This is a genomic window from Sphingobacteriales bacterium (genome assembly GCA_012517435.1).
GTDB lineage: Bacteria > Bacteroidota > Bacteroidia > CAILMK01 > JAAYUY01 > JAAYUY01.
On record JAAYUY010000160.1, the window covers coordinates 1 to 3,605 of the forward strand.

Annotated in this window: 5 protein-coding genes; all 5 read left to right on the plus strand. The window is 40.2% G+C overall.

The genetic code is table 11. The features are described 5' to 3' along the window. On the plus strand, window positions 1-1,011 hold a 1,011-nt coding region (locus GX437_09280), incomplete at its 5' end, for a UDP-glucose/GDP-mannose dehydrogenase family protein (protein ID NLJ07847.1). Next, window positions 1,005-1,955: an SDR family oxidoreductase gene (locus tag GX437_09285; protein NLJ07848.1), complete on the plus strand. Its 951-nt coding sequence runs from the start codon at window positions 1,005-1,007 to the stop codon at window positions 1,953-1,955. The genes GX437_09280 and GX437_09285, both read left to right, overlap by 7 nt. Further along, on the plus strand, window positions 1,956-3,005 hold the full coding sequence (gene rfbB / locus GX437_09290; protein ID NLJ07849.1) for a dTDP-glucose 4,6-dehydratase: 1,050 nt from the start codon (window positions 1,956-1,958) through the stop codon (window positions 3,003-3,005). Window positions 3,006-3,037: 32 nt separating this feature from the next. Beyond that, window positions 3,038-3,430, plus strand: a complete 393-nt coding sequence (locus GX437_09295) for a GxxExxY protein (protein ID NLJ07850.1) — start codon at window positions 3,038-3,040, stop codon at window positions 3,428-3,430. A gap of 42 nt (window positions 3,431-3,472) precedes the next feature. Then, the coding region (locus tag GX437_09300) for a glucose-1-phosphate thymidylyltransferase (GenBank protein NLJ07851.1) at window positions 3,473-3,605 on the plus strand (133 nt) is incomplete at its 3' end.

Genomic DNA, 3,605 nt, shown 5'->3' on the forward strand with positions numbered 1-3,605 from the left:
CCCATGTTGAAAGAATATACCGTTATCGTCAATAAAAGCACGGTGCCGGTTGGTACGGCTGATAAGGTGAGAAATGCTGTTGCTGAAAACTGCAAGGTTGAATTTGATGTCGTTTCCAATCCGGAGTTTCTGAAAGAAGGCTATGCAGTTGAAGATTTTATGAAGCCCGACAGGATAGTTATCGGAACGCGTTCACATCGTGCCCGCGAAATCATGGAAAAACTTTATAAACCTTTTGTCAGACAAGGGAATCCGATAATTTTTATGGATGAAAGGAGTTCGGAAATGACAAAATATGCTGCCAATGCTTTTTTGGCTACAAAAATTACTTTCATGAATGAAATTGCTAATTTATGCGACAGGGTGGGCGCCAATGTGGACATGGTCAGAAGAGGAATCGGTACAGATGTGAGAATAGGCAAACATTTTCTTTATTCAGGCATAGGATATGGAGGCAGTTGTTTCCCGAAAGACGTTCAGGCAATTGTCAAAACTGCTCATGAAAACGACATGAATCTTGAAATCCTTGAAGCAGTCATCAGGATAAATGAAAAACAGAAAACGGTTTTAATCCCAAAGATGAAGGAATATTTTGGCGGTAGCCTGAAAGGCAGGAGGGTTGCCATCTGGGGTCTTGCTTTCAAAGCCAATACTGACGACATCAGGGAAGCCCCTGCCTTATATATCATTGAAGAATTGCTTAAGGAAGGTGCGGAAGTAGTGGTGCATGATCCTGAAGCACTTAATAATGTCAGAAAACTTTTTGGAGACAAAATTAAATACTCCGAACTGCAGTATGAAGCTCTCGATGAAGCCGATTGCCTGATGATTGTTACCGATTGGCAGAGTTTCCGTAACCCGAATTTTGGTAAAGTTGCCATTAAACTGAAGAATAAAGTTATTTTTGATGGTAGAAATCTCTTTGAACATGATGAAATGGCTGAAATCGGGTTTACTTACTTCTCCATTGGCCGAAACAAAGCATTTGAAATGAGTAAAAAACAATCATGAAAAAGCGGGTACTGATAACAGGAGCAGCAGGATTTATCGGCTCACATTTGTGCGATAAGTTTATTCAGGAAGGTTATGAAGTCATCGGGATGGATAATCTCCTGACAGGTAGTCTTTCGAATATTGAACATTTATTTCCGCTGAAGGAATTTACATTTTATCATCATGATGTCAGCAAATTTGTTCATGTGCCGGGGCAGCTTGATTATATTCTGCATTTTGCTTCACCAGCCAGCCCGATTGATTATCTGAAAATGCCTATTCAAACGCTGAAAGTTGGTTCTCTCGGAACGCACAATTTGCTTGGTCTTGCTCTGGCTAAAAAATCCAGAATACTGGTGGCTTCTACCTCCGAAGTTTATGGTGACCCGTTGGTACATCCACAAACTGAAGATTACTGGGGAAATGTCAATCCTGTCGGGCCACGGGGGGTGTATGACGAGGCCAAACGTTTTCAGGAAGCCATCACCATGGCTTATCATAATTTTCACAGGGTGGATACCAGGATAGTCAGGATTTTTAATACTTACGGACCTCGTATGCGACTCAATGACGGACGTGCCTTGCCGGCTTTTATTGGTCAGGCATTACGTGGTGAAAACCTCACAGTTTTTGGAGATGGAAGCCAGACAAGGTCTTTCTGCTATATCAGCGATCAGGTCGAGGGAATTTACAGGCTCTTGCTCAGCGACTACAGTCATCCTGTCAATATTGGTAATCCGGAAGAAATTTCTTTGCTGGATTTTGCCAAAGAAATCATTGAGCTGACAGGCACTTCATCCGATATAGTGTTTGAACCTCTTCCTGTTGATGATCCGAAACAACGTCAGCCGGATATTACTAAGGCAAAGGATTTGCTTGGATGGGAACCAAAAGTAAGCAGGCGGGAAGGCCTGATGAAAACCATTGAATATTTTAAATCATTACCTGAATTTAAACAGTAAATGAAAAAGATACTTGTTACCGGAGGAGCCGGATTTATCGGCTCTCACCTTGTCAGAAGGTTTGTCAACCGATATCCTGAATATGAAATTCATAACCTCGACAAACTGACCTATGCCGGTAATCTGGAAAACCTGAAAGATGTCGAGCATGCACCGAATTATCACTTTATCAAAGGCGATATTACCGACAGCCCCTTTATTCATCAACTGTTTGAAAAAGAACAATTTGACGGGGTGATTCACCTTGCTGCCGAGTCTCATGTCGATCGCTCTATCATGGCTCCGAATGAATTTATTGAAACCAACATTGTCGGGACTTTTAACCTGCTTCATGCGGCTAAAATGACATGGAAAGATACAAGTGATAAACTTTTTTACCACGTATCCACTGATGAGGTGTATGGTAGCCTGGGGGATGAGGGTTACTTTGTAGAGACAACTCCTTATGACCCGCGTTCGCCTTATTCCGCTTCAAAAGCAAGTTCTGACCATCTTGTACGTGCTTTTTATCACACGTATAAACTTCCTGTTAAAATTTCCAATTGCAGCAACAACTACGGGCCATATCAATTTCCGGAAAAGCTTTTACCTCTGATGATTAACAATATTAAAAACAATAAGCCATTGCCGGTTTATGGTCAGGGACTTAACGTGCGCGACTGGCTTTGGGTTGAAGACCATGCTGCAGCCATTGACCTCATTTTTCATAAAGGAAGAATTGGTGAAACCTACAATATTGGCGGGAAAAATGAATGGAAAAACATTGATATTGTTCATCTCTTGTGTCGTATCATGGATAAAAAACTCGGCAGAAAAGATGGGGAATCAGCTAAGCTGATTACTTTTGTAAAAGACCGTGCCGGACATGACCTGCGGTATGCCATCGACCCGTCAAAACTCGAAAATGAACTTGGGTGGAAGCCATCCGTAAGCTTTGAAGAAGGGCTTGAAAAAACCGTTGACTGGTATCTTTCCAACGAAGAATGGCTGACACGTGTAACCTCCGGTGCTTATCAGCATTACTATGATGATCAGTATGTTAACAGGTAATATTTAACCACTAAGACACCAAGACACAAAGAATGTTAAAAGATGAATTAAATATTATTGCATCTCAAATTGTGAATGCAGCTTATGAAGTTCATAAGGAATTGGGGCCAGGTCTTTTAGAATCAATTTATCAAATTTGTTTTGTTCAGGAATTGAGAAACGTAGGTTTAATAGTTGAGCAGCAAGTAATGATTCCGGTTATTTATAAAAATCAAATGCTATCAAAAGATTTTTTTATTGATGTACTTGTTGAAAATGAAATCGTTGTGGAGTTGAAGGCTGTTGAGGCATTACTTCCGGTTCATGAAGCACAACTTATTAGCTATTTAAAATTGGCTGATAAAAAACTGGGTTTTCTTATAAATTTTAATGTGCCAAAAATTAAAGAAGGTATAAAAAGAAAAATCAATGGCTACTTTGAATAAAATTATTTTGTGTCTTAGTGCCTTGGTGGTAAAATAAAAAAAATGAAAGGAATAATTTTAGCCGGTGGTGCAGGAACGAGGTTGCACCCGTTAACGCTGGCTGTCAGCAAACAGCTCATGCCTGTTTATGATAAACCTATGATTTATTATCCGTTATCCATTCTGATGTTGTCAA